21 protein-coding genes are annotated in these 22,183 nt (G+C 39.2%); 8 read left to right on the top strand and 13 right to left on the bottom strand.

What is annotated here, in order from left to right; translation table 11 throughout:
- The first annotated feature begins 31 nt into the window (after positions 1–31).
- Both hemB and thiO read left to right on the top strand, forming a co-directional pair.
- Positions 32–1,045: a porphobilinogen synthase gene (gene hemB, locus CDG55_RS05220; RefSeq protein ID WP_087537178.1), complete on the top strand. Its 1,014-nt coding sequence runs from the start codon at positions 32–34 to the stop codon at positions 1,043–1,045.
- A gap of 79 nt (positions 1,046–1,124) precedes the next feature.
- On the top strand, positions 1,125–2,246 hold the full coding sequence (gene thiO, locus CDG55_RS05215; RefSeq protein WP_087537177.1) for a glycine oxidase ThiO: 1,122 nt from the start codon (positions 1,125–1,127) through the stop codon (positions 2,244–2,246).
- Here the strand turns inward: thiO and CDG55_RS05210 are convergent.
- Positions 2,232–3,137, bottom strand: coding sequence for a TIGR01777 family oxidoreductase (locus CDG55_RS05210; RefSeq protein WP_087537176.1), 906 nt, complete (start codon positions 3,135–3,137; stop codon positions 2,232–2,234). The genes thiO and CDG55_RS05210 overlap by 15 nt on opposite strands.
- Before the next feature lie 76 nt (positions 3,138–3,213).
- Entirely contained in the window at positions 3,214–3,660 is a 447-nt protein-coding gene (locus tag CDG55_RS05205) for an ABZJ_00895 family protein (protein WP_087537175.1), read from the bottom strand.
- A 613-nt stretch (positions 3,661–4,273) separates the two neighbouring features.
- Between CDG55_RS05205 and CDG55_RS05200 the strand changes: the two genes are divergently transcribed.
- Complete coding sequence (locus CDG55_RS05200) at positions 4,274–4,933, top strand: hypothetical protein (protein ID WP_087537173.1); 660 nt, start codon at positions 4,274–4,276, stop codon at positions 4,931–4,933.
- A 50-nt stretch (positions 4,934–4,983) separates the two neighbouring features.
- On the opposite strand, the gene CDG55_RS05195 is transcribed toward CDG55_RS05200, so the two are convergent.
- Positions 4,984–5,766, bottom strand: a complete 783-nt coding sequence (locus CDG55_RS05195; protein WP_087537172.1) for a crotonase/enoyl-CoA hydratase family protein — start codon at positions 5,764–5,766, stop codon at positions 4,984–4,986.
- Between the two features lie 164 nt (positions 5,767–5,930).
- On the opposite strand from CDG55_RS05195, the gene CDG55_RS05190 reads away from it, so the two are divergent.
- Both CDG55_RS05190 and CDG55_RS05185 read left to right on the top strand, forming a co-directional pair.
- The gene (locus tag CDG55_RS05190) at positions 5,931–7,181 is read left to right on the top strand and encodes an exonuclease SbcCD subunit D (RefSeq protein ID WP_087537171.1); all 1,251 of its coding nucleotides are present in this window, start codon (positions 5,931–5,933) and stop codon (positions 7,179–7,181) included.
- Between the two features lie 9 nt (positions 7,182–7,190).
- Positions 7,191–10,787: an AAA family ATPase gene (locus CDG55_RS05185; RefSeq protein WP_087537170.1), complete on the top strand. Its 3,597-nt coding sequence runs from the start codon at positions 7,191–7,193 to the stop codon at positions 10,785–10,787.
- Between the two features lie 112 nt (positions 10,788–10,899).
- On the opposite strand, the gene CDG55_RS05180 is transcribed toward CDG55_RS05185, so the two are convergent.
- Positions 10,900–11,577: a YggS family pyridoxal phosphate-dependent enzyme gene (locus CDG55_RS05180; protein ID WP_005158226.1), complete on the bottom strand. Its 678-nt coding sequence runs from the start codon at positions 11,575–11,577 to the stop codon at positions 10,900–10,902.
- Between the two features lie 123 nt (positions 11,578–11,700).
- Between CDG55_RS05180 and CDG55_RS05175 the strand changes: the two genes are divergently transcribed.
- On the top strand, positions 11,701–12,738 hold the full coding sequence (locus CDG55_RS05175) for a type IV pilus twitching motility protein PilT (protein ID WP_087537169.1): 1,038 nt from the start codon (positions 11,701–11,703) through the stop codon (positions 12,736–12,738).
- Positions 12,739–12,762: 24 nt separating this feature from the next.
- Positions 12,763–13,881, top strand: a complete 1,119-nt coding sequence (locus tag CDG55_RS05170) for a PilT/PilU family type 4a pilus ATPase (RefSeq protein ID WP_004663427.1) — start codon at positions 12,763–12,765, stop codon at positions 13,879–13,881.
- A 94-nt stretch (positions 13,882–13,975) separates the two neighbouring features.
- Here CDG55_RS05170 and fur read toward each other — a convergent pair whose 3' ends face one another.
- Positions 13,976–14,413 carry a ferric iron uptake transcriptional regulator gene (gene fur / locus CDG55_RS05165; protein WP_004663428.1) on the bottom strand — a complete coding sequence of 146 codons (438 nt, stop codon included), beginning with the start codon at positions 14,411–14,413 and terminating at the stop codon, positions 13,976–13,978.
- A gap of 111 nt (positions 14,414–14,524) precedes the next feature.
- Here fur and CDG55_RS05160 point away from each other — a divergent pair, with 111 nt between their 5' ends.
- Complete coding sequence (locus CDG55_RS05160; RefSeq protein ID WP_087537168.1) at positions 14,525–14,923, top strand: outer membrane protein assembly factor BamE; 399 nt, start codon at positions 14,525–14,527, stop codon at positions 14,921–14,923.
- Between the two features lie 53 nt (positions 14,924–14,976).
- On the opposite strand, the gene CDG55_RS05155 is transcribed toward CDG55_RS05160, so the two are convergent.
- The 8 genes from CDG55_RS05155 to dut all read right to left on the bottom strand — a co-directional run bounded on the left by CDG55_RS05155 (position 14,977) and on the right by dut (position 22,177).
- Complete coding sequence (locus CDG55_RS05155) at positions 14,977–15,297, bottom strand: RnfH family protein (RefSeq protein WP_087537167.1); 321 nt, start codon at positions 15,295–15,297, stop codon at positions 14,977–14,979.
- Positions 15,297–16,379 carry a hypothetical protein gene (locus tag CDG55_RS05150; RefSeq protein WP_087537166.1) on the bottom strand — a complete coding sequence of 361 codons (1,083 nt, stop codon included), beginning with the start codon at positions 16,377–16,379 and terminating at the stop codon, positions 15,297–15,299. Before CDG55_RS05150 ends, CDG55_RS05155 begins: the two co-directional genes overlap by 1 nt.
- Before the next feature lie 247 nt (positions 16,380–16,626).
- Positions 16,627–17,082, bottom strand: coding sequence for a bacteriohemerythrin (locus tag CDG55_RS05145; protein ID WP_004663432.1), 456 nt, complete (start codon positions 17,080–17,082; stop codon positions 16,627–16,629).
- A gap of 277 nt (positions 17,083–17,359) precedes the next feature.
- Positions 17,360–18,208, bottom strand: a complete 849-nt coding sequence (locus CDG55_RS05140) for a class II glutamine amidotransferase (RefSeq protein ID WP_087537165.1) — start codon at positions 18,206–18,208, stop codon at positions 17,360–17,362.
- Positions 18,209–18,305: 97 nt separating this feature from the next.
- A complete protein-coding gene (locus CDG55_RS05135; RefSeq protein ID WP_087537164.1) occupies positions 18,306–19,082 on the bottom strand; it encodes a GNAT family N-acetyltransferase in 777 nt (258 codons plus the stop codon).
- Between the two features lie 114 nt (positions 19,083–19,196).
- A complete protein-coding gene (argB, locus tag CDG55_RS05130; protein WP_004663435.1) occupies positions 19,197–20,096 on the bottom strand; it encodes an acetylglutamate kinase in 900 nt (299 codons plus the stop codon).
- A gap of 13 nt (positions 20,097–20,109) precedes the next feature.
- The gene (locus CDG55_RS05125) at positions 20,110–21,531 is read right to left on the bottom strand and encodes a phosphomannomutase/phosphoglucomutase (protein WP_087537163.1); all 1,422 of its coding nucleotides are present in this window, start codon (positions 21,529–21,531) and stop codon (positions 20,110–20,112) included.
- Between the two features lie 193 nt (positions 21,532–21,724).
- Positions 21,725–22,177, bottom strand: a complete 453-nt coding sequence (gene dut, locus CDG55_RS05120; protein ID WP_087537162.1) for a dUTP diphosphatase — start codon at positions 22,175–22,177, stop codon at positions 21,725–21,727.
- Positions 22,178–22,183: the final 6 nt, after the last annotated feature.

The following is a 22,183-nucleotide window of genomic DNA, read 5'->3' as shown; positions in this document are numbered from 1 at the left end:
CTATAGTGTAATACTGAACATCGAGATTGTTATGACTTATACGTTCAATCGTCCCGCTTTTCCCGCGACTCGCATGCGCCGTATCCGTAAAAATGACCAACTTCGTGCCATGGTCAGTGAAACACAACTCACAGCTAATCATTTGATTTATCCAGTATTTGTATTACCGGGACAACAACAAACTCAAGATATTCCAAGCATGCCAAATGTGCAGCGTCTATCTGCTGATTTATTACTCAAAAAAGCAGAAACTTTGCTCGAGCTCGGTGTTTCAAAGCTTGCTTTATTTCCAGTAACCCCACAAGAAGACAAAAGTTTAACGGCGGAAGCTGCATGGCATGAAGATGGTTTGGTTCAAACCACTTGCCGCTTACTGAAAAAAGAATTACCAGAAATGGTATTGATTACCGATGGCGCACTTGATCCTTATACCACTCATGGTCAAGACGGTATTATTGATGAAACTGGCTATGTTTTAAATGACGAAACGGTAGAATGCCTAGTCAAACAAGCCCTCAGCCATGCACAAGCGGGTGCTGATGTTGTTGCCCCAAGTGACATGATGGATGGACGCATTGGTGCGATTCGTCAAGCACTTGAACAAAATGGTTTTATCTATACCAATATCATGGCGTATTCAGCAAAATATGCCTCAAGCTTCTATGGCCCTTTCCGTGATGCAGTGGGTTCAGCAAGTAATTTAAAAGGTGCAAATAAATATAATTATCAAATGGATGTCGGCAATCGTGCAGAGGCATTGCATGAAATTGCACTTGATATTCAGGAAGGTGCAGATATGGTGATTGTAAAACCGGGTATGCCTTATCTGGATGTCGTTCGTGAAGTGAAAGATACCTTTGGTGTACCTACTTTTGTCTACCAAGTTAGTGGTGAATACGCCATGCTTGCAGGTGCGATTCAAAATGGCTGGTTATCTGAAAGCGTCATTTTAGAGTCATTGATGTGCTGTCGTCGTGCGGGTGCAGACGGTATTTGGACATATTTTGCCGAAGATGCTGCACGTAAACTCAAAGAGATGAGATAGCAATCTCCCTTACTGAGCTAAAACACTCCTCACCTCTTTAATATCAAAGAGGTGAATTTTGAAATTGGTTTAATTTTTTATGCATATTGCCATTATTGGTGCGGGTATTAGCGGCTTGATGTCAGCGTTAGAACTTGCTGAACAAGGTTGCTCTGTTGATATTTTTGATCAACAACAAGCAGGTCAGGCTGCCTCATGGGCAGGCGGTGGAATTCTTTCCCCGATGTACCCGTGGCGTTATGCACCAGAAGTTAATCATCTTGCTCAATACGGTAAATCGCTGTATCAAATGTGGAATGAAAAACTTCTGCCTATCACGGGGATTGATTTTCAAATCCACAATACAGGCATGCTGATTTTCGATCAGGAAGACTTTGATGTAGGACTGAATTATGCCAGTCAATATCAAGAACCCATGCAACAGTGCAATTTGTTAGAACGCAAACAACTTGAACAAATTAATCCCCATATTTCAGAAAAATTTCAACAAGCCATCCATTTTCCGCAACTGTCGAATGTACGTAATCCTCGTTTATTACAATCTCTCATCAGCTATCTTAAACAGCATCCTTTCGTTCGTTTTTTTGAGCACTGCTCAATTGATCAACTGATTGTTAAAAATAAAACGGTACACGGAATACAAACTTCAAATGGTCAAGTTTTTCATGCTGATCATGTTGTTCTGACCTCGGGCGCATGGAGTCAATATTGGGAAGAACACATACATCGACAAATTCCTGTACAGCCCATACAGGGGCAAATGCTGCTGTTCAAAACACCTGAAAACTGGTTACCTACCATGTGTATGAATCGGGTGATGTACCTGATTCCACGTCAAGATGGTCATATTGTCTGTGGTTCGAGTATGGCTGACTGTGGTTTTAGTACGGCTGTGGATGAGCAAACACAGCAGGATATTTTAACGGCGTGTCTGGAAATGGTGCCTGAGCTGGAACAGTTCCCGATTGTGCAACGCTGGGCTGGGTTACGTCCAAGTTCGCCACACGGTATTCCCTACATCGGTGCCATGCCTGAAATTGAAAACCTGTGGGCCAATTTTGGGCATTTCCGTAATGGGCTGTGTATGGGTGCTGGTTCGGCACGTTTACTACGTCAGTTAATGCTGGGACAAGAAACCCTTGTTGATCCAGTGGCCTATTCTCCAGAACGCTTAAAAAAACACGATTTAATCTCTTCCTAGAATTTCAGTTAAGGCTGATTTCAGGTCGGAATACTGAAACTGGAAACCCTGATCCAGCAATGCTTTGGGTTTGACATACTGACCATTTAGAATCAACTGGGATTGTTCCCCCAAAGCCAGTTCAAAGACACATTTCGGCATTGGAATAAAAGGCTTACGTTTTAAAATCTGCCCTGCGACCTGTACAAATTCTTGCTGACTCAATTGTTCAGGCGCAACCAGATTATAAACCTTTTGCTTACTATTCGATTGCAGCAGAAAAACAATTGCATTAAGTACATCCTGAATATGAATCCAGACAATTGGCTGCCGTCCTGAACCGATCTTTCCTACCGCATTTAAGCGAATGGGGAACAGCATTTGCGGCAAGATTCCGCCATCACCAAACACCACCCCTAAGCGAATAATTTTAGTATTTTGTTGAGTAAATTTAAGTGCTGTTTGTTCCCAAGCCTGACAAAGCTCTGACATAAAGATGACTTGTGGTGGTGTATTTTCGTCACAGATCGCCGTCCACATTTCTTGAGGATCAATCCCGTAATAGCCAATAGCTGAGCCAGAAATAATACATTGGGGGAAGATGCTTTTTTGCTGTAACCACTGATAAAGTTTCTCCGTCATGGCCACTCGGCTTTGTATCAGTTGTTTTTTTCTTTGATCAGTCCAGCGTTTTTGACCAATATTTTCACCAGCCAAATTGATGAGATAGTCAATTTCAATGACTTTAATTTCATCTAAATCATTTACCCATGTTAAATCTGAATCATATGAAGCTTTATTTTTTTGTCGTGTCAGTGCAATCACTTGAAAATTATTTTTCAATAGAAAAGGTAAAAGATGAGAACCAATAAACCCACTTGCACCTGTCACCAATACCGTCATTTTTTTCATGGACTGATCTATCAAAAATGAATCGTATTAAAACTTTTAGCAGAATACAGGTGAATTACAAGTGAACTTTTTTATCCTAGTTAAACATCTTGTTTGCCATTCGTTGTGCTTGTGCGCCATAAAACCAATACGTAATTAAAAATAACGGTGCTGCGATCATCAACCAAATTGCAACAACAGTAATTAAAAACATGGGTTGCTTGAAATATAAAATAAAATTTTGCCAAATTTCTGGATCTTTACGTGCAAAAATAAACAATCCTAAAAGTAATCCACATGCATTGTAACCCCAAAAAATTAGGCTAAATCCAAGGCTTAATCGTTTCTTTTCCGAGAGGGTTGGTGCACGATGTTGTTTTTTTAGAAATTTGAATAAAACAAAAATGATTGCAATTAGATAAGGAATGGCTGTAAGCACTCCTCCAATGCTATTAGGTAAAATTGCAGCGATGACTCCAGCGATTAGGCTAGAAATCAAGCACACAATAAAAAACCAAAGGTAGTACAAACGCAATGAAATCATGTAAATAAACCAAATCTAATCTACTTCAAAAATAATTATAAATTTTTTTCACTTTTTTTTCATTTTTATGTCAACCAATCCACACCTAGCAGCGTTATATAGGGTACAAGGTCGCAGCAACCGAATGTTCATTGCACGGCATCCGCAATATTTTTCGGTGACCTTTCATTATGACTCTCCATCTTTGACAATGGCTTTGTTAGTAGCCAAAGCCGTTGAAAAAGATTTTGACCGACGATTTATCATCACTCGAATCGTCGGTTTTTATTTTTTATAATGCTCAAAAATAAAAAATCAGAATATAAACCATGTCATATCTATTGAAATTCAATTTTCAAGTTCACAATGCGATGTACATCTGTGTTCAGTTAAGACGATTAGCAAAATAGAAAATCTTTCTATTGAATATTATCCTATTAAAACAAAAGTGTTCACGACAGCATATTGCAATGCCCGATGCCATACCATCCATTGGGTGCTGTAACTGTTATTGGCAAAGCTATTTCCTGAATTTAGATCATCACGTCTTTGTTCGATATGAAATTGATGAGAATGCAAAATGACAATGCTATACTAAAATTTCATAAAATTAAGCAATTTAAGCACTATAAAAATGAAATGTCCAAACTGTCAGATTGACGTTGTAAATGAAAATATCAATATCCAAACGGATATGGGGAAATGCCAAGTTTGCAATCATATTTTTCGTATTTCTGAAAATTTTGATACGCCATCATATGCATTTGATATCAATCAACCCCCAAGCGGTACTTGGTATAAAAATAATATGCAAGAAATTAAACTAGGCGCAACACTGAGAAGCCCGATTGCTTTCTTTCTAGTGCCTTTTATGTTGATTTGGTCTGGTGGTTCGCTAGGCGGAATCTATGGAACTCAAATCGCAAAACAGCAATTTAGCCTCTTACAAAGTCTATTTGGTATCCCATTTCTGATTGGAACCATGATTTTTGGTTCGCTTACACTGATGATGCTATTTGGTAAAATTGAGCTCACCATTAATCAACAAGGTGGACGTGTATTTACGGGAATTGGCAGAATAGGAAAATCAAAATATTTTAATTGGAATGACGTTAGTCGAATTAGAGAAAACCGTTCAACTAACTCATCCAATAAACAACAAGCCCAAATTGTCATTGAGGCAAATCAGCCTATCACATTTGGTCTTGGACTCGCTTCAGAAAGACACCACTACTTATTTCATGCATTGAAAAGAATACAATCACAATATAAACCTGAAAGAAGGAAAATCTAAAGGACTCCGTCGATAAGCAAAATAAACTTCAGATGAACTCAAACCAACGCTTACTCACCTTTAAATTGAGGAAGACGTCTCTCAAGCATCGCACGTACACCTTCTTGAGCATCTTGCGATGCAAACAATGGCTTGAGATAACTGTCCATATTCTGAAATGCGAAAACCTCTCCCTGAGTAACCGCATCAGTTGCTGAAGCCAACAATGCTTGTAATGCAAGTGGTGCAGCAATACAGATTTCTTGGGCAATCTCGATAGCCCGATGAAGCTGTGTGCCCTTAGCAACAATCTCAGAAAGCAAATTTAGTTCATTGGCTTTTTGGGCATCAAAAGTTTTCCCTGTCAATAAATACGGCATGGCTTTTTGCCAACCTGCGACCTGCACGAAACGCACTGTTGCTCCACCAAAAGGCATTATTCCACGTAATACTTCAAGCTGACCAAAAATCGTGTCTTCGCTCGCGACGACAACATCTGCATTCAACATCAACTCTACCCCAGCGGTGTAACAAATCCCTTGTACAGCTACAACAACAGGCTTGGTTCGATGCCGCCCTCCAACACCCCAAGGGTTAATTTTCCCTTCTTCAAAACTAAAAATCCCTTGAGGAATTTTGGGTTGTAATTCCACCAAGTCTAGACCTGCCGTGAAATGGTCGCCATGTGCAAAAATCACGGCACAACGTAGTTTAGGATTATTTTCATATTCGGTTAAAGCCAGAGATAAATCCTCAATCATATGGCTATCAAAGGCATTTCGTTTTGCGACCCGATCCAAACCAATCAACATAATATGATCCATGATTTCACGGCTTACTTTTCCTAAACTCATTCTTTTATTTCCTATTTTTTAGTAATAATGTTGGTAACAAACTAGTTGATCATTTCCGAATGATCAAGACATATCTTGTCTATGTTATTCAACGCTACAAGGCTCTACTTTTTGGCTGAATCCGTGCTACCTTATTCTGGTTTATTTTATGTTTAGATTCATTTATGACCGTGCGTTTTTTTCATACATCTGACTGGCATTTGGGGCAGTTTTTTTATAATCATTCCCGCCACTATGAACATGAACAATTTCTGGCATGGTTACTTGAGCAGATCAAAGCCAAACAGCCGCATGCCTTGCTGATTGTGGGCGATATTTTTGATGTGATCAACCCGAGCTCACAGGCACAAAAACAACTCTATCAATTCCTTGCCGATGCACATGAACTTGCCCCACAGATGCAAACTTTGATGATTGCAGGCAATCACGACTCAGGTTATCGCATTGAACAAGTCGAGCCCTTATTAGCAAAATACAATGCTAAAACGGTTGGTGTGATTCGTTGGAATCAAGATAAAAGCCTCGATTTAGAACGTTTAATTTTGCCAATTTATGATGAACAAAAGCAGATTGTGGCGTGGTGTATTGCCCTACCATTCCTACGTTCAGCTGAAATCACAGGCTTTAATGAACACACCACCAACAGTCAAAATGCGATTGCTTATCTACACCGACAATTAATTGAAGAAGCTAAACGCCGTAAAACCGATGATCAGGCCCTGATTCTGATGTCACATGCCCATATGCAAGGTGGTGAAACTTCCGATTCAGAGCGGCCGATTATCATTGGCAATGAAGAAGCACTATCTACAGCCCTGTTCGACGATAGCATTGATTATGTAGCACTAGGGCATTTGCATAAACCACAAAAAGTTCAGCATCCACATATTCGTTATAGCGGCTCACCGATTCCACTGTCATTTAGTGAAATCAACTATAAGCACCAAGTGGTTGAAGTCAGCATTGATCCTACAAAAAGTGAAGATTCGTTTAACTTTGAAGCTTTGCCGATCCCCAGAAGTATTCAACTGCATAAAATTAAAGATGAACTCAGTGTAGTCATGCAACATCTGCGCAATCTGCCAAATGAACCGATCGAAAATCTTGAGCAGCGTGAATATGTCGATATCGAATATCATACCTCGACACCACCACAGCCGAATCTACGACAACAATTTGAAGATGCATTGCCCAAAGATCGTTATCGACTGGTGCGGATTTCCAGACAATATCTCTCCAATGAAAGCAATGCCGAGAACAAGCAAACTATTAGCTTAGAACCACCGACACCCGAAAAACTATTTCAGCAAATTTGGGAGAAAAAGGGCTATCACGCCGATGACGAAGTTACCAAAGACTTTATGAGTTTGGTCGCAGAAGCGCAAAAGCAACTTGAAGATGATCAGACTGTTTAAGGACCTGCCATGAAAATTTTATCAATACGACTAAAAAATTTGGCATCTCTGGCAGATGAGCACTTTATTGATTTTGAAACTGAGCCTTTGGCCAGTGCTGGACTGATCGCCATTGTTGGAAAAACAGGTGCTGGTAAATCTACGATTTTAGATGCCATGTGTCTGGCGTTATTTAATAAAATTCCCCGCCTTAAAGAAAGTGACGGCAAACTATTAGATGTCGATGGTTCGGAACTACTCACAAACTCCCCTTTAACGGTTCTACGTCGCGGCACAGGACATGGTTTTGCCGAACTGTGTTTTGTGGCACAAGACCAGAAACATTACCTCGCACGTTGGGAAATTAAACGTGCTCGTGAAAATGCCAGTGGCAAACTACAAAGCGTGCAACGCTCATTGAAATGCCTGACTGATGGGGTGGTGATTGCGGATAAGACCAAAGCGGTTGAAGCACATATTCAACAGATTACTCAACTGAGTTTTGAGCAATTCACCCGTGCGGTATTGTTGGCTCAGTCCGAAGTGACCGCATTTTTAAAGGCGCGTGATACAGAACGCGGTGAATTACTGGAATATCTGACCAACTCCAGTATTTTTGCCAAAATTGGACAACTGTCGTTTGAAAAGACCCGTGAAATCAGTAACCAACGCAAGCAATTGGAAAATGTGCTCGGTCATATTGAGATCCGTTCAGATGAAGAAGTTGCTGAATTACAGACTCAATTCCAGCAGATACAACAACAGGTTCAACAGTTGGAAGCCGACAAAGTTCAGCTTAATCAACAGCAACAATGGTTTGAACAGCGACAGAAACTCGAAACTGAAATCACACTAAAACAACAACAGCATGACATTCAAATTCAAGCACATCAGGCTTTAGCCGCAGATCGTAATCGACTCAACCAACTTGAAACCTTTTCAGGCATTCGTCCGATTGTATTCCAACAGCAACAACTGGAAAAAGCACTGCAACAGCTTGAACCGCAGATTCAACACAAGCAACAGCAATTTACCGCTGTAAGCAGCCAATTTGAGCAAGAAAAAACGGCTTATACGCAGGCTGAAACAGCCTTACAGCAATTTCAGAGTTTTGAACAAAACCATCAACATGAACTCACTCAAGTGCGTAAATATGTACAGGAACGTGAATACATTGCCGATGAATATAAGAAAACCAAACTCCGCTTAAACCAAAACGAAGCGCAACAACAACCATTACTTGAGCAGCAACAGCAGTTTGAACAAAGTCACCATAGCTTATCGACACAACAACAAAGCTGCTCTGATCAACTGCAACAAAGTGCACAATTCTCCACTTTAGATAAGGGCTTGAATGCACATCTTCAGCAGCTGCAGCAATTTATTCTGCAATACCAAAAAGTCGAACAAAATTTAGGTTCGATTCAACAGGCACAATCCAAACTTGAACAAGATCAGATCGTATTGAATGAGCTCATTCAAAAATTTGGTACACCACAACAGATTGAAAGCCAGCTTGAACAAAAACAAAAACTTAGAGAACAGCAACAAGCCCAACTGAATCAACTGGATCTAATTCAGCAAAAGTTACAGCATTATTTTGAACTTAACAAAGACCGTGATGAACTAAGCCATAAGCTCAGTAGCACACAGCAACAACATCAGCAACTTGACCAACAACTGCAAACTAGCCAAGGCGCATTCCAATCTGCCAAAAATGAACGGGAAAAATTGCAGCAGATATTGCAACAACAACGTTTATTACATGCTGAAAATATTGAACATCTCCGTGCAGAACTCAAACACGGAGAAGCCTGTCTGGTCTGTGGTAGCACCGAACATCCCTATCGTGATGATGCAAGTCAGCTCTCCAAAGCCTTGTATGAGCTGCAAGAACAGCAAGAACAACAGGCCATTCAACAAGAGCAACAATGCTTTCAACTTTGGCAAAACACACAGCAGCAATTTACCCAGATTCGTACCGAACTGACTCAATTGCAATCCGCAGTGCAACAAGCAGATGACAAATTCAAACTGCAACATCAGGAGTTAGTCAAACATGCCGCACAGTTCGACATTCAGTTAGATTTAACCCAACCACATGCTGAAATCACGGTCGCTCAACAACAATGGACGAGTGAAGCAACTCAACTCAAACAGCAGATTGAAATTGAGTTACAGCAACTGCATCAGGCCAATAAAGACCACTATCACCTGACTCAAACGATTCAAAATATCCGCTATCAACTCGAAAGCGTACAGCAGTTACAGCAACAGATTCAGCATGTTGTAGATTGCCTGACTAGCGATGAACAAAACTTATGGCAACAGCAAACGCTAAGCTCTGCTCAACAGCTAGCACAACGTTTACAGCAACGTGTTCAACAGATTGAACAAGCTGAAACACTCAGCAAGCAACAGCAACAGCTTGAACAGCAACTGAATCTATTAAAGACCAATTTAACAAGCTTGAACACTCAACATGCGGAGTTTAGCCAGCAACTCAAAGATGTCGAGCTTAAAGGCAAACAAAATACAGAGTCAGCGCATCAACTCATTGTAGTGATGACAGGTTTAACCGAAGTGAAAGCCAATGAATGGTTAAACCAACACGATCAACAACGTCAGCAACTCCAAAATCAATATCAGCAAATCAAGCAGCGTTTTGAACAGACTCGTCAAATCTATGAACAGCAGAAAAATGAACTGGAACAGCTCAAGGCTCAACAACAACAGCAACACTCTACTCTTACTCAATCTAAAACTGAAATTCGAGCATGGTTAAGCCAGCATCCTGAGTTTGAAGAGCATCAATTAGCTGACTTACTTGCTATTCGTGCTGAGCAAGAACAGCACATTCGAACATCGCTACAACATGCAGAACGCTTACTCAATGAAGCCGCCTCTGCATTGAAAACGCTGCAACAGCAATTACAGATACATCAGCAACAACAGCCACCCATCGAACACACCCAGTTGATTGAGTACATCCATCTCAATCATGAGAAGCTACAACAGCAAGCCGAACAACGTGATCAGTTCAAACTGAAATTAGAAGTACATCAACAAAACCTTGCCAAGCAAAAACAATTTGCAGATCAAATCCAGCAGATTCAGCAGCAGGAACACCGTTGGAATAAGATTTCTAGTTTAATTGGCGATTCCAAAGGTAAAGATTTCCGTGACTTAGCTCAGCAATATAATCTGGATATTTTGCTGGAATATGCCAATCAACAATTAGCAATGCTATCGCAGCGTTATACCTTAAAACGTTTGGATAACTCGCTCAGTCTGGCAATTATCGACCATGATATGGATGGAGAAACCCGTTCAGTGGCTTCACTGTCTGGTGGTGAGTCTTTCCTGACTGCCCTTGCGATTTCCTTGGCAATTGCCAATATGGCTTCAGGTTCCATGAAAATCGAATCACTGTTTATTGATGAAGGTTTTGGCACACTGGATGCTTCATCCTTGCATATGGTGATGAATGCGCTAGATCAACTGCAAAGCCAAGGCCGTAAAGTGGTATTGATCTCGCATATTCAGGAAATGCATGAGCGTATTCCTGTACAGATTCAGGTACAGCCAATAGGTTCGGGTTCAAGTCGGATTGAGCTGGTGGGCTGATACAGGGCTTAACCAGTTACCCGAAACATAGTTTCTCGTCTCGCGCTTCGGGCAAATGAGAAACATAGCTTCGCAAGACATCGTGAAACGAGGTAGCTTTGCTTTTCCTCGCTCATCCTCTTGCACCAAACAATGCTGTGCCTACTCTAACCATGGTTGAACCTGCTGCAATCGCAGCTTCGAGATCGGCAGACATGCCCATACTTAATGTATCCCAGTCTTGCGGCTGTGCATGTTGAGCTTTCACTTGCTCAAATAGCACTTTAGCATCAGCAAATGCGGCATGATTTTCAGGTGCTGGAATCACCATCAATCCACGCAAACGGATATTTGGAAGCTGACTGATTTGGTGAACCAATTCTAAAACCTCATTTGGTTGGCAACCATCTTTAGAATTTTGCCCATCAATATTTACCTGAATACAGATATTTAACGGTTTTTGATTTTCTAAACGTTGCTTGGATAAACGTTCTGCAATAATGAAGCGATCGACTCCATGCACCCAATCAAATGTTTCTGCTAAATGCTTGGTTTTATTGCGTTGTACATGACCAATAAAATGCCATTCAATATCTAAATCTTGTAATTCATCAATTTTAGTCAAGGCTTCTTGCAAATAATTTTCACCAAAACAACGCTGACCAACAGTATACATTTCTCGTAAGGTTTGGCTCGGATGAGTCTTTGAAACAGCCAACAATTGTACAGTCGAAGGATCACGTTTCACCTGCTGGCAAGCTTGCTCTATTTGATTTAAAACAGATTGACGGAATTGCTCAGATTTATTCATTGACACAGTTCTCACTTACAAAATCTTTTTTCTCTCACATTCTATAATATGTTGGTAACACAGAGTGAAAGCCGTATATTATTCTATAAAAGAGTGAGGCATTTTGATTGTTTCGGGGAAATCATGGATATTACAGAATTACTAGCATTTGCAGTTAAAAACGGTGCTTCAGACTTACATCTTTCATCAGGTATGCCACCAATGATTCGTGTAGATGGTGAAGTCCGTCGTATTAATTTACCAGCACTAGAACATAAAGATGTACACCGCTTAGTGTATGACATCATGAATGATAAACAACGTCGTGATTATGAAGAAGATCTAGAAACTGACTTTTCATTTGAAGTGCCTAATATTGCACGTTTCCGTGTGAACGCATTTAACCAAAACCGTGGCGCTGGCGCGGTATTCCGTACCATTCCATCTAAAGTTTTAACCATGGAAGACCTTGGTTTAGGTTCAATTTTTAAAGAAATTTGTGATTATCCACGGGGTATCGTTTTGGTCACAGGACCTACGGGTTCTGGTAAATCAACGACGCTCGCTGCGATGATCGACTATATCAACGAAAACCGCTATGACCACATTTTAACGGTTGAAGACCCAATCGAATTTGTACACCAATCTAAAAAATGCCTGATCAACCAGCGTGAAGTGCACCGTGATACACATGGCTTCAATGAAGCACTGCGTTCAGCACTGCGTGAAGACCCTGACATTATCCTTGTGGGTGAGATGCGTGATTTGGAAACCATTCGTCTGGCATTGACTGCTGCGGAAACGGGTCACTTGGTTTTTGGTACACTGCATACGACCTCTGCAGCGAAAACAATTGACCGTGTCATCGACGTATTCCCTGCCGAAGAAAAAGATATGGTTCGTGCCATGCTTTCTGAATCACTACAAGCCGTTATTTCACAAACATTATTGAAGAAAAATGGTGGTGGTCGTGTTGCAGCACATGAAATCATGATTGGAATTCCAGCTATTCGTAACCTTGTACGTGAAAATAAAGTAGCTCAGATGTATTCTGCCATCCAAACGGGTGCAAACTACGGTATGACTACACTTGACCAAAGTCTTAAGACCCTAGTTTCAAAAGGCGTTATTAGCCCTCAAGTTGCCCGTACTGCAGCAAAACAACCTGAGTCATTCCTATAATAATAAACGGATTAGAGAAATATCATGGACTTTAATGATTTACTCAATTTAATGATTCAACAAAGTGCATCTGATTTATTTGTGACTGCAGATGTTGAACCTTCAATGAAGATCAACGGTCAAATTGTGCCTGTTTCAAAGTCTAAACTCTCAGGTGAAGTCGTTGGTCAGTTACTTCATTCAATTATGTCAGATAAGCAGCGTAAAGAATTTGCTGAAACAAGAGAGTGTAATTTTGCGATCGTCAATCGTGAGAAAACAGCCCGTTTCCGTGTAAGTGCCTTTCAACAACGTGATATGCCTGGAATGGTTTTACGTCGTATTGAAACTGTCATTCCAACCATGGATGAACTCAAGCTCCCTAGCGTGCTGAAAGAACTCGCCATGACAAAACGCGGTATCATTATCTTTGTAGGCGCAACAGGTACAGGTAAATCAACCTCATTAGCTTCGATGATTGGTTATCGTAACCAAAATTCAAAGGGTCATATTATTACCATTGAAGACCCAATTGAATTTGTACATCAACATGCGGGTTGTATTGTCACTCAACGTGAAGTCGGGATTGATACAGATTCATTTGAAGTCGCATTAAAAAATACGCTTCGCCAAGCACCTGATGTGATCTTAATTGGCGAGATTCGTTCTCGTGAAACCATGGACTATGCAATTGCTTTTGCGGAAACAGGTCACTTAGTACTCGCAACACTACACGCAAACAATGCGAACCAAGCACTTGATCGTATTATTCACTTCTTTGAAGCAGATCGCCATCCTCAATTGCATATGGATTTATCACTTAATCTGAAAGCGATGGTTGCTCAACAGTTGATCCCAACGCCAGATGGTAATTCACGTCGCGCAGCAATTGAGATTCTGATTAATACACCACTTTTAGCAGACTATATCCGTAAAGGTGAAGTCCACGAAATCAAAGATCTCATGAAGCGTTCTCGTGAGTTGGGTATGCAGACTTTTGACCAAGCATTATTTGATTTATACAAAGCAGGTGAAATTACGTATAAAGATGCACTGAAGCATGCTGACTCGCCAAATGACTTACGTCTCACAATTAAACTTTCAGAAGAAGGCACAGATCAGTTATTGAGTGCGAGCCGTAATATTACCTTTGATGGTCAATAATTTAAATTAAGCCATTAAAAAAGGAAGGTTTTTTACAACCTTCCTTTTTATTTGTTTAATTTTAGTAAACTACTAAGCTTTAACTAAATCAAACTCATTTTTTACGATAAGCATCTTGGCATTCAGAATCACTACAATAACCGTATAAGTTTAATGAATGGCCAGTTAAGGCAAAATTATGCTGATCTGCAACAGCATGTTGCTCTTTCTCAATAATATCATTCGTAAATTCAACAACTTTGTTGCAATTTAAGCAAACAAGGTGATCATGATGATCTTCTTGCATGATTTCAAAAACTGAATGATTATTTTCAAAATGATGACGTTGGATAATACCAGCCGCTTCAAATTGTGTTAACACTCGGTAAACAGTTGCTAAACCAACATCTTCACCTTGTTCAAGCAAAGTTTTATAAATATCTTCAGCACTTAAATGATGTTGTTTTGAATTTTCTAACAATTCCAAAATCTTAATACGAGGAAGGGTGACTTTAAGTCCAGCTTTGCGTAAGTCTTGATTGGAAATAGGCATTTAAAAAGGTCTCTCAACAAATCTTAAGTTGGAATAGGCAATAGAGTTTAGATGCAGTATGATCTATCCTTGAACCAAATGCATCATCATTTATCAGGATAGTGTAGCAAAATGCAAAAAATCATGCTGGCGTTATTCGTCACTTCAGTACTTAGCGGTTGTTCAGTCTTTGGTGTTTATAAAGTCGATATTCCACAGGGAACACCATTAACTAAAGCACAAGCATCACAAGTACAAGTCGGCATGAGCTTTCAGCAAGTCCGTTTCTTACTGGGTAGTCCAACTGTTACAGATCCATTAAATCCATTACGTTGGGACTATATCTACAACTACACACCAGGTACTTATGCTAAAAAAGCAAAAATACCGGCAGTGCGTGGTCAACACTTAAAAGTTTATTTCGATGCGGATGGCAATGTAGAACGTCTAGAAGGTTTAGATACGATTCCCGAATCACAACCTGGTTTACCAGCATCAAAAGAAGCGATTCTGACTGCGCCACCACTATAAATAGTTTCCCAAAAAAAGAAACCCCTCACCGAATCATTCGTGAGGGGTTTTATTTATGAACTTGATGGTCTGAAACGATTACCCTTAATAAAACGTCCAACGGGGTTCTTTGCGGCACGCTTGCGTCGAATATCTTTAGGATTAATCGTCAATGGACGATAAATCTCTACTCGATCACCCACTTGTAAAACAGTATCTACCTCAATCTTGCTACCAAATACACCAAGATTTAAAAGCTCTGGAAGTTTTACCTGTTCTGCTAAACCACTTGCATCAATCGCTTGTTGTGCAGTCATTCCTTCATTGAATGGAACACCAATCATAAATTGCTGTTCAGGTGTCGCAAATGCAACCCAAACTTGTTTCTGTTCCATTATAAAACTTGCCCAATAACTGCGACAATCGCAATCAAAATTGAAAGCGGTAAAACTAAACGTACCGCAATACGCCATACGTTATAAAATAATTCATTACTAAAACCCATAGCTTTACGAAGATGGCTAATCTTCATAATCCAGCCTGCAAAAACTGCATAAATCAAACAAATCACTAGTCCCCAAATCATCAATAGAGTATTAAAAATTTGTTCAACTTGTGGCACAGCCCAAACTGCAATTGCCGCGAGAATAATGCCCCATTGAATAATGATTGCAAGTTGGCGTTGTGCTAACTGCTCTTTAGCAAATTGGATCAATAATGCAGCAGACATTATCGCAGCAAAAACCCACGCTAATGCTGGAAGTTGCGCTTGGGTAGAGAAGAAACCAAATGCAATGACAGCAATAAGCTGCGCGACCCAGATCGGAAAGACTGAACTTGTGACCGCTTGTTGTTTTTTCACTGTCGCTAAGCTACTTTGCCAATACAATCCTAGACCTAGACCACTTGCGACTAAAGCAAGCACTGTAGCATTGCCCCACTCTTTAAACTCAACACCTGTCCAGTGCCAAGTAGTTAACTGAGTTCCCATCACATTTGCACCAATGAAAGCAGCAATGACTCCAATTGTTGTAAGTCCAATTAAAAATTGGCGCGGTATAAAAAATAAACCAAGCGCTATAACGGCAAAAACAGCGAAAAGGATTTGAACAGGAAGATTTAATGCAAGCTGCTCAGTCACAATGTGAGCAGAGGTATTTATCATACTTCCTGCAAAGAAAGGAACAAAAACAACAGCGAACCAACCTACTAAACGCCATTTCGGGGAAGCATCAGCATCACGCGTTAAAGTAGAAAGTGCTTGTAACGCGGTCATCTGTGAACGTTTCGCTAAGGCAATTTCAAGAAAACCAATCGGTAGTGCTAATAAAAGCATGGTTCCTAGCCACAATAACCAAAAATCAAATTGACGATCAAGTTGAATACCCACAGTTGGTGCTAATGTGCTAATCATGACAAAAGATAAGCAAAACGCCATCACTGGTGTAAGCCAGCGTGACAGAGTTGTGTCCTGCATACTGCATTCCTTAAAAAGCTTTGAACTCATTGTGCTTCTTTATGGAGCTTACAATGAAATATTCAATCTATTTTGCCTTTGTCACGTCTGAAAATCAAAACAAAAGATATCGAAAGAAAAAGGCAAATCACCATAAAGATGACTTGCCGCGCCTAGTTATTATTATATTAAGTTGACCTCTTATTTTTCACTCATACTCACCTTATTATTTTTTATAATAAGAGGTCTTATTATTTTTATTATTTCATTAAGCAAAGAATCTTGAGAACCAATTCTTTCCTTTTTTCTTTTCATTTTCTTTAATAATTCCAATCATATTTTCTCTTACTGCACCAACATAATCTGCATCATCATGGCGAATATGATTAATTAACCATTTAGAGAGAGCTTCATGCAATTCTTTATCAATTTCATGACCAAGTTCAAAGCGCTCACGATAAGCTTCTATTTTTTTAATAAATAAGTCATGCACACGCTTGTGAGGTACACGATACTTATAGTTTGCTTCTTCTTGTAAACTTTCTTCAAAGGTAAAATGTGATTGTGTATAGTCAATAATATTATCTAATACACTTTTCATTTTTACACGATCATGGGAATATTTTAAATCAGCGATTTCATTAATATAATCCAGAATACGTCGATGTTGATCATCGATTACCTCTATTCCTGTATTATATTCGGTAGACCATTTCATGCCCATATCGATTCCTAAAACCAATGTGATTTATTGAATAAGGACATAATATCGACTAAGCAATTAAATAAAAACACAGCATTTTTGTCAGATTTTAAATATTTTCAATAAAATAAATTAACCTATTGTTTTATATTTATTTAAATATTTTACCCAATCAAAACACTCAAGTATTTTTTAACCAATTTTGCAACCAAGTTCATAATGGGGTTTAAATATAAAAGTTAAGGAATTTATATTATAAAAAAGGTATATATCATGTATTAATTTTGATTATACCTAATTAATATTGATCTGCTTTGGTCATTCGTTTTAACAGCGGATTGTCTGCTTCTCGAATTAAACGTTCAACACGTGTTAGTGCATATTTAATTGGTTTTCCATGCTGAAATAAAATCATTTCGCCTGGCTGATATGCAGTCCATGATTCATTATGTGTGAGCGGTTCCGTCGTGATAACAGCAACACGATCTTCAGGTGTCGTTACCTCGCTAAAATCTACTTTGACGTCTAAATCAATTAAATGCGCAGGTTGAAATGGATATTCTCTTACTAACCAATGCAGTTTAGTTGTCGCATAACTAAATAATGCTTGCCCATTGGATAGGCAAAAATTAAACGTGCCATGTTCAGCAATTTCAGGTGAAATCCGTTCTAACAGAGAAAAAACTTTCTCTATACACGGTTCTGTATATCCAAACGCTTCAACCATTTGATCTAATAAATAACAAAAAGCACGTTCGCTGTCTGTATTACCGACAGGTTCAAAGCGACCACTAAGCTGAGGATTAAAATCGTGTAGATCACCGTTATGCGCAAAAATCCAATGCCGCCCCCATAACTCACGTAGAAATGGATGTGAATTTTCTAGCGTAATTTTGCCTTGTGTTGCTTTTCGGATATGTGCAATCACATTACGAGATTTAATAGGATAATTACGAATTAAATCTGCAATTGGTGATTCAACTGCAGATTGATTATCAACAAATAACCGACATGCTTTGTCTTCAAAAAATGCGATACCAAAGCCATCACAATGATCAGACGTAATGCCAGCTCGTTGAGAAAATCCACGAAAGGAAAAAGTAATATCTGTTGGTGTAGCGCAATTCATTCCTAATAGCTGGCACATATCTTCTAACTGTCTAACATCTAAGCCTATTGTGCATGAGGTTTAGATATCTTGTAAATCTCAATATGTGCTCAGTATTAGACTAACAATGATATAACTATCGCTGCACCATTTTATTCATGACAAAAAAAGTGGCAATTTTGTTAATTTCTAAGAAAACAAAATAATCTAAACATTTGAAATCTTCATCATAAAATGCTTGTTTAGAGAGCTTAGATTGCATACCTAGATATGTATCAAATAATTTTGGCATCCGTTCATCTTGTGGGAAGCTATATTCTGGTCTCTCAGGTTCGAATGCACGTTTTGAACGAATATCAATAATTTGGTGATCACCCAATTGCTGAATCTGACGATGAGTGTAATAGGCACGCGCTAAATTATCTTCAAGATGAATACTGACACATCCCATAAGGTACTTAGCACGCATTGACCACAACACCTTTGGCACCAAATTTAACCAGAGCATTGATAAGGCTTTTCCAGAACGGAATTGTGGATGTACGCAGGTACGACCTATTTCTAGAATACTTGGCAAATGCGAAAGGTTAGGAACAACATCAAACTCTTTAGCGCTATAGCTTTGCCCAATCTCATGCCCCTGAAATAATTTAAGGCGTGTATAGGCAACAATTTCACCAGTCCATTTCTCACGTAATACAGCATGCTCACAACCAAAGTCATAGATATCTTGATCGAGACCATCTTCAAAAGAGATACCAAATTGATGAGAGAATTGATTTGCTCTAAAACGTTGTACTTCTTGTAATTCTTTTAGATTGTCCACCCACCCAAACCGAAATTGATTTTGTGATGGTTTTTGGCGTAAAGGTGAAGTTAATGTCTGACGATAATGATTTAATTTTTCTAGCATAATGAAAGCTCCTTATGTCTAGAGTTACCTTAAATCGATTAAATGACATTGAAATGACTATAACATGAACAGATCATGACGAAAAAAAAGACCTCAATGAGGTCTTTTTAATCTTTAGTGCTTCGCACGATTGGTAATCAGCGTTCCGACCCCATGGTCAGTAAAGATCTCTAATAATGTTGCATGAGGTACCCGACCATCTACAATATGTGCACTCACGACACCACCTTTGACCGCATCTAATGCACAACCGACTTTAGGAATCATGCCACCGTAGATCACACCCGTTTCAATTAAACGATCTACTTCTTGTGTACTCAATCCAGTTAATAAGTTTTTATTTTCGTCTAATACACCTGTAATATTAGTCAAAAGAATCAATTTCTCAGCGCCTAATGCTTCTGCAACTTTTCCAGCGACGAGATCAGCATTGATATTATAAGTATTCCCTTCTTCATCCACACCTAATGGTGCGATCACAGGAATAAAATCCCCTTGGGTAAACATTTCCAGTACATCGGTTTTAACACCAGTCACTTCACCGACCATCCCCAAATCAATTTGAGAAATTGAACCATCAGCTTCTTGTTTTTCCATAAGCAGTTTACGGGCACGAAGTAAATTACCATCTTTACCTGTTAAACCAATTGCACGACCACCATGTTGGTTAATCAGATTAACAATCGATTTATTGACACTACCACCCAACACCATTTCTACCACTTCCATCGTGGCTTGATCAGTAACGCGCATCCCATCAATACGATCAGACTCTTGTCCTAAACGTTTTAATAAAGAGTCAACTTGCGGGCCACCACCATGTACAACAATTGGATTTAAGCCCACTGTTTTTAATAACACAATATCACGCGCAAAAGAGCTTTCAAGCTCTGGATCAGTCATTGCATTGCCACCATATTTTACAACCAACGTTTTACCTGCAAAACGTTGAATATACGGCAAAGCTTCAATCAAAATTTTTGCTTTATCAATGCCGATATGCTCATGTGGCATGCGTGTCTCCTTATTAAGCTTGTGCGAGTTCTTGTGCAATTTGCGGATATTGCTCTTGCATCATAGAAACAAATTCTTGGCGGATTTCACTTAATCGGCTTGGATTATCTGCATCAAAACGAACTGTGAAATACTCACCCGTATTAGATGCTCGAATAATGCCAAAACCATCATCAAAATCAAGTCTTACACCATCTATTTTACTTAAACGAGCACCTAAACGATGACTTTGAATTTCAATATCATTTAAAACTTGTTTAGGGTTTATATCATGGGTACTGATATAGGTATCTTCAGTACAATAACGTTCAGGGTAAATTGCTAATAAAGCAGAAAGGTTTGCTTCGTCTGATTGAGTCAGGTATTCCATGACTCTTAGCGCTGCATATAGACCATCGTCATAACCAAAACCACGACCATCATTAAATACATAATGACCCGCATACTCTCCCCCAAATACGGCATTACCTTTTGATTGAGATAAATATGCGCGCAAGAAACTACTTCCTGTACGAATCATTTTGGCTTGACCATGGAGCTTTTGTACCGTCTCGGCCACCATTTGTGAACATTTCACATCAAATACGATTTCTTTTTGAGGATGGTGATTTAAACAAATTTGTGCGAATAAAGACAATAAACGGTCTGGACTAATAATATGGGCAAGCTCATCCAGAATAACGACTCGATCACCATCACCATCCAAGGCAATACCAATATCTGCTTTTTCCAAAAGGATAGCCGCTTGCAACTGTTTTAAATGTTCCGCATGTGATGGATCAGGTGCATGGTCTGGGAAAGTGCCATTTGCCTCACATCGAATCGCAATAACTTCGCAGCCTAATTTCTCTAAGACGAGTTTTGCACAACGACCTGCTGCACCATGTAAACCATCTAATGCAACTTTTAAAGGGCGTTTTAACTGAATATCACTCAATAAGGATTGTTGATATTTTAAACAAAATTCAGGAATAATATGATGCGATAATTCTTGTAGATCACTATTTTTTCCAATTTTTTCTGAGGCAAATTGAGCTGCTAAACCGACCTGTTGAATAATCTCAGGGCTAGGTGGTTCTCCTTGTAAAATCCATTTAATTCCATTATCAGATTTAGGATTATGGCTTGCAGTTACCATAATTCCGTTCCCACCAAAATCACGCGCAATATAGTACATCATGGGCGATGAGCAACATCCAATGTTGGTGACTGTTAAACCCTGTGTTTGAAAAATTTGTTGAATAATATTGGCATAAGTCGGACTGGTTAGACGTGCGTCATACCCAATAACGACTTGATATTGTCCTGCATTTTTATATTGTTGCGCTAAAGCATAGCCAATTGAATGAATTACATGAGGTGTTAAATGATTTAATTTTCCGCGAATATCATAAGCACGAAAAATACTCAGAGGAAATGTATATTTTGTATTCACAGTGAACCCCTATTTTTATAATCATTAGCTGATTCAAAAAAAACAGAACTATTAAGAAATTAGTTAACCCTTGTTCAAAAAAATTAAAATAATTTATCAGCTGCTTTTTAATACAAATCCAAAGAACAATCAATATCAAAAATGCAATGCTTTTAAGCAAAGCATTGCATTTAAATTGATAATGAAAGCAGTATTAGTGTTGACCTGTATGTCCAAAACCACCTGTACCACGTTCAGTCGCAACAAATTCTTGCACTTGTTCAAATTCAGCTTGTACCACAGGAACTAAAACGTATTGAGCCAAACGTTCACCCGGTTCTAATCGGAATGTACTTTGCCCACGATTCCACACAGAAATCATCAATTCACCTTGATAATCGGAATCAATCAAACCGACCAAGTTTCCTAATACAATACCATGTTTATGACCAAGACCTGAGCGCGGTAAAATTAAACCTGCAAAGTTGGGATCTTCGATATAGATTGCTAAACCTGTTTTGACTAAGACCGTTTCACCAGCCGCAATATCAATTGCAGTATCTAAACAGGCACGTAAATCTAAACCTGCTGAACCCGTTGTGGCATAAGAAGGCAACGCCCATTCTTGACCTAAACGAGCATCTAATACTTTAACTTGAACTTTCATTACAAC

Source organism: Acinetobacter sp. WCHA45 (assembly GCF_002165255.2).
Classification (GTDB): Bacteria; Pseudomonadota; Gammaproteobacteria; order Pseudomonadales; family Moraxellaceae; genus Acinetobacter.
Note: the sequence above shows the minus strand (reverse complement) of the source record. Positions and strands in the feature narration are given on the sequence as shown.

Excerpts from the sequence above, each read along its gene's own strand:
- CDG55_RS05150 (WP_087537166.1), bottom strand. The coding sequence starts at position 16,379 with ATGCAGGACACAACTCTGTCACGCTGGCTTACACCAGTGATGGCGTTT.
- CDG55_RS05135 (WP_087537164.1), bottom strand. The coding sequence starts at position 19,082 with ATGCTAGAAAAATTAAATCATTATCGTCAGACATTAACTTCACCTTTA.
- CDG55_RS05140 (WP_087537165.1), bottom strand. The coding sequence starts at position 18,208 with ATGTGCCAGCTATTAGGAATGAATTGCGCTACACCAACAGATATTACT.
- CDG55_RS05185 (WP_087537170.1), top strand. The coding sequence starts at position 7,191 with ATGAAAATTTTATCAATACGACTAAAAAATTTGGCATCTCTGGCAGAT.
- CDG55_RS05145 (WP_004663432.1), bottom strand. The coding sequence starts at position 17,082 with ATGGGCATGAAATGGTCTACCGAATATAATACAGGAATAGAGGTAATC.
- CDG55_RS05195 (WP_087537172.1), bottom strand. The coding sequence starts at position 5,766 with ATGAGTTTAGGAAAAGTAAGCCGTGAAATCATGGATCATATTATGTTG.
- CDG55_RS05210 (WP_087537176.1), bottom strand. The coding sequence starts at position 3,137 with ATGAAAAAAATGACGGTATTGGTGACAGGTGCAAGTGGGTTTATTGGT.
- CDG55_RS05175 (WP_087537169.1), top strand. The coding sequence starts at position 11,701 with ATGGATATTACAGAATTACTAGCATTTGCAGTTAAAAACGGTGCTTCA.
- CDG55_RS05160 (WP_087537168.1), top strand. The coding sequence starts at position 14,525 with ATGCAAAAAATCATGCTGGCGTTATTCGTCACTTCAGTACTTAGCGGT.
- thiO (WP_087537177.1), top strand. The coding sequence starts at position 1,125 with ATGCATATTGCCATTATTGGTGCGGGTATTAGCGGCTTGATGTCAGCG.
- CDG55_RS05205 (WP_087537175.1), bottom strand. The coding sequence starts at position 3,660 with ATGATTTCATTGCGTTTGTACTACCTTTGGTTTTTTATTGTGTGCTTG.
- CDG55_RS05200 (WP_087537173.1), top strand. The coding sequence starts at position 4,274 with ATGAAATGTCCAAACTGTCAGATTGACGTTGTAAATGAAAATATCAAT.
- fur (WP_004663428.1), bottom strand. The coding sequence starts at position 14,413 with ATGCCTATTTCCAATCAAGACTTACGCAAAGCTGGACTTAAAGTCACC.
- CDG55_RS05170 (WP_004663427.1), top strand. The coding sequence starts at position 12,763 with ATGGACTTTAATGATTTACTCAATTTAATGATTCAACAAAGTGCATCT.
- argB (WP_004663435.1), bottom strand. The coding sequence starts at position 20,096 with ATGCCACATGAGCATATCGGCATTGATAAAGCAAAAATTTTGATTGAA.
- CDG55_RS05180 (WP_005158226.1), bottom strand. The coding sequence starts at position 11,577 with ATGAATAAATCTGAGCAATTCCGTCAATCTGTTTTAAATCAAATAGAG.
- CDG55_RS05190 (WP_087537171.1), top strand. The coding sequence starts at position 5,931 with ATGACCGTGCGTTTTTTTCATACATCTGACTGGCATTTGGGGCAGTTT.
- CDG55_RS05155 (WP_087537167.1), bottom strand. The coding sequence starts at position 15,297 with ATGGAACAGAAACAAGTTTGGGTTGCATTTGCGACACCTGAACAGCAA.
- hemB (WP_087537178.1), top strand. The coding sequence starts at position 32 with ATGACTTATACGTTCAATCGTCCCGCTTTTCCCGCGACTCGCATGCGC.
- dut (WP_087537162.1), bottom strand. The coding sequence starts at position 22,177 with ATGAAAGTTCAAGTTAAAGTATTAGATGCTCGTTTAGGTCAAGAATGG.